This is a genomic window from Paraburkholderia sp. J8-2, assembly GCF_905220195.1.
Lineage (GTDB): Bacteria > Pseudomonadota > Gammaproteobacteria > Burkholderiales > Burkholderiaceae > Paraburkholderia.
Window position 1 is genome coordinate 65,083 of sequence record NZ_CAJMZA010000036.1, and the last position, 7,403, is coordinate 72,485.

The following is a 7,403-nucleotide window of genomic DNA, read 5'->3' on the forward strand; positions in this document are numbered from 1 at the left end:
ACGCGGTACGTCGTTGGAATAAACCAGCCCGCTCTCCGGTATTGCTGTTGGACGCCAGCTTTGCTCAGGTGCGGAATAAAAGTTGTGCGCCGACGGTTAAACCTCTCGACGGGCGCGGATGCGTCACAGCGACAATTCGGGTCCGGAATGAACGATCTGACTCCTCTCAGGCGCTTTGAAACCCTGGTAATACCTCACATGAATTCCGCGTACAGCGTCGCAAGGTGGCTGACCCACAACGACCAGGATGCACAGGATGTCGTTCAGGAAGCGTACATCAAGGCATTCCGGTTCATTGGCAGCTTTCAGGGTACGGATGCGCGCGCCTGGCTGCTGACCATCGTCCGCAATTCGTTCTACACGTGGTATCAGCACAACAAGAGCCGGGCCTTCGAATCGCAGGTATTCGAGGAGGCCGCGTATGAATCGGAGCCAGACGACGAAGGTATCGAAAGTCCAGAGGTTCGGGTCATGCGCGATCAGGACCGCAAGCAGGTCATCAAGGCGCTGAGCATGCTGAGCCTCGAACATCGGGAGATCATCGTGCTGCGGGAGATCGAGGAAATGACCTACAAGGAGATTGCGGGCATTGTCGGCATTCCAATGGGCACGGTCATGTCCCGTCTTGGACGGGGGCGTCAACAGCTTGCCGCGGTCCTTGCAGGAATGGGCCAGGAGGCATGATGGATCACGGGAAAGCGTTCGAACTGCTACCGGGTTACATCGACAGCGAGCTCACCCTTGGTGAAACGGTAGAGTTCGAGCATCATCTTTCCGGCTGCGCCGTGTGTCACTGTGTGCTGGCTTCGCAGCGGCGGGTAAGTACGTTATTGAAAACGTCCAAGCTCCAGTTCACCGCGCCGGCCGAACTGCGAGCGCGCATCAAGAAGGAACTGCATCCGCGCGAGTCCCTTTTCCAGCGTCTTGTGGATTGGCTGCCTTCGTGGAAAGAAGGCGGGAGGTCTGGCCGGGCCGCAACTGGTGTAATGATCATCAGCGCAGCGGCATTCATGGGAAGCGGGATGCTTTATCTGGCTGCCCCCTCCTCCGACGTCCGGCTTAGTCAGGAGTTTGTCGACAACCATGTGCGCTCGCTACAACTGAATCACCTTATCGATGTCATTTCCACGGATCGACATACGGTCAAGCCATGGTTCGAAGGGAAGATCGATTTTGCGCCACCCGTACTGAATCTGGCGCAGGATGGCTATCCTCTTGTTGGCGGGCGTCTCGATTATCTCGACGGCCGCACTGTGGCGGTCATGGTCTACCGCTACAAGCTTCATGCAATCAATCTCTACGTGTGGCCCGGCCACGACGCGGGAGACAGTGCGAAGGTTCATGAGCAGCAGGGCTACCATATCGCTCACTGGACCGATGGACGGATGAACTATTGGGCCATTACGGACGCCGGAAAGAACGAACTGTACGGATTCGTCAAAAGCCTGAGGGCGCAAGCTGGTTCGTGAACGGAACCCCCGAGACCGTGAGCATCGATGAAGCGGTGCGAAAAAGACGGCATAAGCGTCGCGCTGCTCACTGAGGGAACTGACTGGCGGCTTGAACAACTGATTGAACGCCTGATTGAATCCGCCAGCAGCCCCTGTACAACACCCCATCTCTCGCAATCAAGGCCTGCTTTCAGCCTCGACCGCCTTGTGACCGGCCATTGACGCGGTCACCTGCGCTTGCCGTTTTGCCTCGACGCGTTGCTCCGCAGCCTGGATGTCGCCCGGGTAATACGGATTGTTACCCACAGGTTGGTGATAGCCGACCGACGCCAGCTCATTCAGTTCATGCCTCACTTCCGCGCGCGTAATCTGATGCACGTCTGGGTTCAATGCGGCTTGCGCAAACGTACCGGACGACAGTACCAGTAGCGCTGCGCTCACGAGCGGCGGGCGCAACAATTTCAGGATCTCACGGCGATCCGACCGGCTTGATTTCATGTCGACACTCCTTGGTCAATGAGCGTTGAAGCCCCGCCGTCTGCGAGTTCTGGCGGGACAACGCTCTACATGACTAGACCGTCGTACAACCCTTCTTATTCCATGAGCGCGAGTGCCGGCCCGAGTGCGGCACCCGGCCCCGATGCGCGTGCACACGATTGTCGATATGCTGAAGGCCTGTTTGGCCGAAGCGCGGGGCATAGACAGATAGTGAATATCGGAAGTTTCGCGTTGGCACGTACAGTGCAATCGTCTATCTTGAACGGGCGCGCAGCCCATCAAACGGTGAGTGCGAAGTGTCCAAAAAGCCCTCCAGTGAGTTGTCCCCTCATGCTTCGGTCAGCGGCTTCGTGGAAGTGCGCGGTGCTCGCGAGCATAACCTCAAGGATGTGGACGTCTCCATTCCGCGCGACGCGCTCGTCGTGTTCTCGGGCGTCTCCGGCTCAGGCAAGTCCTCACTTGCCTTCGGCACCCTCTATGCCGAGGCGCAGCGGCGCTACTTCGAGTCGGTCGCACCGTATGCGCGGCGCCTGATCGACCAGGTGGGCGTACCTGACGTAGATGCCATTGACGGCCTGCCGCCCGCGGTGGCGTTGCAACAGCAACGCGGCGCCAGCAATGCACGCTCGTCCGTAGGCAGCGTGACCACCCTGTCCAGTCTCGTGCGAATGATGTATTCGCGCGCCGGCGCCTACCCGGCGAACCAGCCGATGCTGTATGCCGAGGACTTCTCGCCTAACACACCGCAGGGCGCGTGCCCAACCTGTCATGGCCTGGGCCGTGTGTATGAGGTGACCGAAGCCACCATGGTGCCGGACCCATCGTTGAGCATCCGCGAGCGGGCCATCGCTTCCTGGCCGCCCGCCTGGCATGGGCAGAACCTGCGCGACATTCTGGTGACCCTGGGCTATGACGTCGACCGGCCCTGGAAGGACCTGCCGAGGAAAGACCGCGACTGGATCCTGTTCACCGAGGAAACACCCACGGTGCCGGTGTATGCGGGCCTCACACCCGCGCAAACCCGCGCAGCGCTCAAGCGCAAGCAGGAGCCAAGCTACATGGGGACCTTCACCGGCGCGCGGCGTTATGTGCTGCATACCTTCGCCAACACGCAAAGCGCGCTGATGAGAAAGCGCGTGTCGCGCTTCATGGAAGGGATGTTATGCCCCGCTTGCCACGGCAAGCGGCTCAAACCCGAGGCACTGTCGGTGACCTTTGCTGGTGTGGACATTGGCGAACTCACGCAAATGCCGCTGGACCGGTTGGCCAGCCTGCTCGAACCCATAGCCCATGGCGATTTCCACGCTCATTGCGCCGGAGCAGGCACCGACAAGGAAGCGACCCAGCGCGATCGCGCCGAACGCGCAACAGCGGGCCGCGCCACGCATGCGATCACTCCGGACGTGCGCCGCACTTCCGCATTGTCGGAGGAGAAGCGCATGGCTGCCCAGCGCCTCGCCGAAGGCATGGTTGCGCGATTGCATCAGTTGCGCGGGCTGGGCCTCGGTTATCTGACGCTGGATCGCGCTACGCCAACGCTTTCAGCGGGTGAGCTTCAGCGGCTTCGGCTGGCCACGCAATTGAGCTCGATGCTATTCGGCGTCGTGTACGTACTCGACGAGCCCTCGGCGGGCTTGCACCCTTCGGACAGCCATGCCCTCTATGACGCACTCGACAAGCTGCGTGATGCGGGCAATTCGGTGTTCGTGGTCGAGCACGACCTCGATCTGATGCGCCGCGCGCAATGGCTGGTAGACGTGGGACCGGATGCCGGGGAGCGTGGCGGCCGCGTGCTCTACAGCGGCGCGCCCGAAGGCCTGCGCGCGATCGCTGAGTCCCGCACCGCACGCTACCTGTTCGACGAGATTCCCGCGCTACCCAGCCGCAAACGCGCCCCCAGTGGATGGCTCGAGCTGCATGGGATTCAACGCCACAATCTGCACGGCGTGGACGCACGCATTCCGTTAGGTGTGTTGACTGCGGTCACGGGTATCTCGGGCTCCGGCAAATCCAGCCTCTTCGCACAAGCACTGCCCGAACTGGTGCTCCTGCGTCTGGGCCACGAACCCGAGGACGATTCGGCCGAAGCCACGAGCGAGGGTCCAACAGTCATCGAAACCACTGGCGGCCACCTGGCCGGTGATGTGGATGCCGTGCAGCGCGTGGTGCAGGTGGACCAGAAACCCATCGGCCGAACGCCACGCTCGAACCTGGCCACTTATACCGGCCTGTTCGATCACGTGCGCAAGCTATTTGCCGCTACGCCGGACGCACGCCGCCGCCGCTTCGACGCGGGCCGGTTTTCGTTCAACGTGCCCAAGGGGCGCTGCGAAACCTGCGAGGGAGAAGGCTTCGTGAGCGTGGAGCTGCTGTTCATGCCGAGCGTGTATGCGCCCTGCCCGACTTGCCACGGCGCACGCTACAACGAAGCCACACTGAAGGTCCGCTGGAACGAGCGCAACATCGCCGAGGTGCTCCAGATGAGCGTGGACGAAGCCCGCGACTTTTTCGCCCACGAGGACGTGGTAGCGCGCCCGCTGCAATTGCTGCGAGAGATCGGGCTGGGATACCTGCGCCTGGGACAGCCGGCCACCGAGCTCTCCGGGGGCGAAGCGCAGCGCATCAAGCTGGCCACGGAGCTGCAGCGCAGCCAGCGCGGCCGCAACCTGTACGTGCTCGACGAGCCGACTACGGGGCTGCATGCGGCGGACGCCGATAGATTGCTGGTTCAGTTGCAGCGTCTGGTCGACGCGGGCAATACGGTCGTCATGATCGAACATGACATGCGTGCCGTGACACAAGCCGATTGGGTGATCGATGTGGGACCGGGCGCGGGCGTTGCGGGTGGCCGCGTGGTGGCGACCGGCACGCCGCAACAGGTGGCGCGAGCGTCCGGCAGCCGAAGCGCACATTTTATTGCGCAGGAGCTGGCGCGTGCCACACCGACCGCACCGCACCGGCATCGCTAACCAATAAGCTCGCCATATCGCAAACGCCGCTCCCTCCGAACAACCCTTTCAAATACCTTTAATCGCAAGCCTGTTTGAACAATCGCAAACCGTTAGAACCCCTGCGCGGTTCCTGTCGAATGCGCGACCAGCAGCACGACGCCCAAAATGCAAGCGCCGATCAACGCGGCCAGCCCAACGGCCACGAACGGGAGCCAGCTGAAGTTGATATTGGCCAGATCGGCTTCGTGCGACGCGCTCTTGCGCACGCCAAAGAAGCTCCACAGGACCATGCGCACCATGCGTACGAGTTCCATCACGCCCTCCATCGGGTTCGATTCGATGGGTCTATGTTCGGACTTCACGGGCGGCGAAAAAAGGAGCAGTTGCGAACAATCTGAGCGATGCAGAATCGTCCCGCCGGATAAAGAAAACGCCCCGGCACTCGCGCACCGGGGCGAAAGGCTTGCCACGCTACAGGCAAAAAGAGCCGCAAGCTCTGCGGGTTTAGGTGATGATCCAGGCACTCGCGCAGTAATCCCGGCGCATCCCGGGAGAACAGACCCGGACTGCGATGCGCGCTGGCCGCAATGATCCGCGCTCCGGGGAAGGCCGTATAGAAGCAGCCGACGCATAATTGAGCGCAGCAGATTGGAATCCCCTTCCTGCTCGCCACAAGAAACGTACGAATCGACCCATGACCGCACTGGAACAGCCTGAACGCATGACACGCTATGAACGCCTCGCGCAGAGCATGGCCGCCGAGATTCGCTCGGGCAACCTGAAGCCGGGCTCTCGCATGCCTTCGCTGCGGCAGATCATCGCGCAGCACGGCGTGAGCCAGTCCACGGCAGCGCGCGCTTACTACGTGCTCGAACAGTGGGGCCTCGTGCGCGCCGAAGAGCGTTCGGGCTATTACGTCGCGCCGCCTTCGAAGGCCAGCCACGCGGACTCGCGCGCAACGACAGGCGAAACCGCCACCGTCGATATCAGCGAACTCGTGTTTTCGGTGCTCGACGCGGCCAAGCGCCCCGGCATCGTGCCGCTTGGCTCCGCGTTCCCTTCCCCACTGCTCTTTCCGCTGTCGCGGCTGGCGAAATCGCTTGGCCAGGCCGCGCGCAGCGTGAGCCCGTGGAGCACGGTGGTCGATCTGCCGCCGGGCAACGAGAACCTGCGGCGGCAAATCGCGTTGCGCTATATGCGGGTTGGCATCTCGCAGCCGGCCGAGGACATCATCATCACGAACGGCGCGCTGGAAGCGCTCAATCTTTGCCTGATGGCCGTCACGCAGCCCGGCGATATCGTCGCGGTCGAGTCGCCGGGCTTTTACGCCGCGCTGCAGGCGATCGAGCGTCTTGGCCTGCGCGCGGTCGAAATTCCCGTCGATACGACCACGGGGCTCGACCTCGACGCGCTCGCGCAAGCGCTGGAGAAGCACCCCATCCGCGCCTGCTGGTTCATGACGAATTTCCAGAACCCCACGGGCGTCACGTTGTCGGCGGCGAAGAAAGAAGCGCTAGTCGAGCTGCTCGCGAAACACGAAGTCCCGCTCATCGAAGACGATGTGTACGGCGAACTGCACTACGCGCCGAACTATCCGCCGCCGGCCATCGCGTTCGACCGGCGCGGCCTCGTCATGCATTGCAGCTCGTTTTCGAAGAACCTCGCGCCCGGCTATCGCGTGGGCTGGGCGAGCGCCGGGCGCTTCGCCGAGCGCGTGCAGCGCCTCAAGCTCATGACGACGATCTCAGCGAGTATTCCGGCACAGGCCGGCATTGCAGATTATCTCGAGCACGGCGGCTACGAGCGTCATCTGAAGAAGATCCGGCTTGCCATGCAAACCCAGCGCGACGCGATGATCGAGGCGATCCGCCGTTGGCTGCCTGAAGGCACGCAGTACACGCGACCCGAGGGCGGCTATTTTCTGTGGCTGACCTTCCGCGAGCGCATCGACGCCATGGCGCTCCATCGTCTCGCTATCGAACGCGGCATCAGCGTCGCGCCTGGCCCGCTCTTTTCCGCGTCGCATGCATTCGAAAACTGCATCCGGCTCAATTATGGTCATCCGTGGTCGCAGCGCATCGACGAAGCGATTCGCACGCTCGGCGAACTGCTCGTTCATCCCGATGTGTGCGCTCGATTGTGATCGCGCGACGCCACACGTTGCGGCGAGGGTTGTGAAGCGGTCTCGGGCGTAGAGGAAGATGCAGCCATTTCGTTCTGCTTGATGATCTTTTCGATCTCGCCGTTGGCTTGCGCATCGTACTGTGCAAACACATCGGTGCGATAGCGCGTATTGTGCGCCGCGCCGAGCTGCGAGCCGGCATCGTCGCGCGTATCGGTATCCACCGTCATCGAGAGGCCAATGCGCAACGGCCGCGCCGCGAGTTCGTGCGGATCGAGTGCGATGCGCACCGGCAGGCGCTGGACGATCTTGATCCAGTTGCCCGTAGCGTTCTGCGCCGGCAGCGTCGCGAATGCACTGCCCGTCCCCGCCGAGAACCCC

Annotated in this window: 6 protein-coding genes and 1 pseudogene; 4 read left to right on the forward strand and 3 right to left on the reverse strand. The window is 62.3% G+C overall.

Going from position 1 to position 7,403, the window contains the following annotated elements; all coding sequences use genetic code 11:
* The first annotated feature begins 147 nt into the window (after positions 1–147).
* Positions 148–684 carry a sigma-70 family RNA polymerase sigma factor gene (locus tag U5A52_RS37795; RefSeq protein ID WP_321939187.1) on the forward strand — a complete coding sequence of 179 codons (537 nt, stop codon included), beginning with the start codon at positions 148–150 and terminating at the stop codon, positions 682–684.
* Complete coding sequence (locus tag U5A52_RS37800; RefSeq protein WP_321939188.1) at positions 684–1,469, forward strand: anti-sigma factor; 786 nt, start codon at positions 684–686, stop codon at positions 1,467–1,469. Before U5A52_RS37795 ends, U5A52_RS37800 begins: the two co-directional genes overlap by 1 nt.
* A gap of 159 nt (positions 1,470–1,628) precedes the next feature.
* Here U5A52_RS37800 and U5A52_RS37805 read toward each other — a convergent pair whose 3' ends face one another.
* Complete coding sequence (locus U5A52_RS37805; protein ID WP_321939190.1) at positions 1,629–1,949, reverse strand: DUF4148 domain-containing protein; 321 nt, start codon at positions 1,947–1,949, stop codon at positions 1,629–1,631.
* 296 nt (positions 1,950–2,245) lie between these two features.
* Here U5A52_RS37805 and U5A52_RS37810 point away from each other — a divergent pair, with 296 nt between their 5' ends.
* Positions 2,246–4,918 (forward strand): excinuclease ABC subunit UvrA, encoded by a 2,673-nt coding sequence (locus U5A52_RS37810; protein WP_321939192.1) that lies wholly within the window; start codon positions 2,246–2,248, stop codon positions 4,916–4,918.
* Positions 4,919–5,010: 92 nt separating this feature from the next.
* On the opposite strand, the gene U5A52_RS37815 is transcribed toward U5A52_RS37810, so the two are convergent.
* Positions 5,011–5,214, reverse strand: a complete 204-nt coding sequence (locus U5A52_RS37815; protein WP_110382942.1) for a DUF2970 domain-containing protein — start codon at positions 5,212–5,214, stop codon at positions 5,011–5,013.
* A 407-nt stretch (positions 5,215–5,621) separates the two neighbouring features.
* Between U5A52_RS37815 and U5A52_RS37820 the strand changes: the two genes are divergently transcribed.
* The gene (locus U5A52_RS37820; protein ID WP_321939198.1) at positions 5,622–7,043 is read left to right on the forward strand and encodes a PLP-dependent aminotransferase family protein; all 1,422 of its coding nucleotides are present in this window, start codon (positions 5,622–5,624) and stop codon (positions 7,041–7,043) included.
* Here the strand turns inward: U5A52_RS37820 and U5A52_RS37825 are convergent.
* A pseudogene (locus U5A52_RS37825) lies at positions 7,016–7,403 on the reverse strand (EmrA/EmrK family multidrug efflux transporter periplasmic adaptor subunit); the annotation flags it as partial. The gene U5A52_RS37820 and the pseudogene U5A52_RS37825 overlap by 28 nt on opposite strands.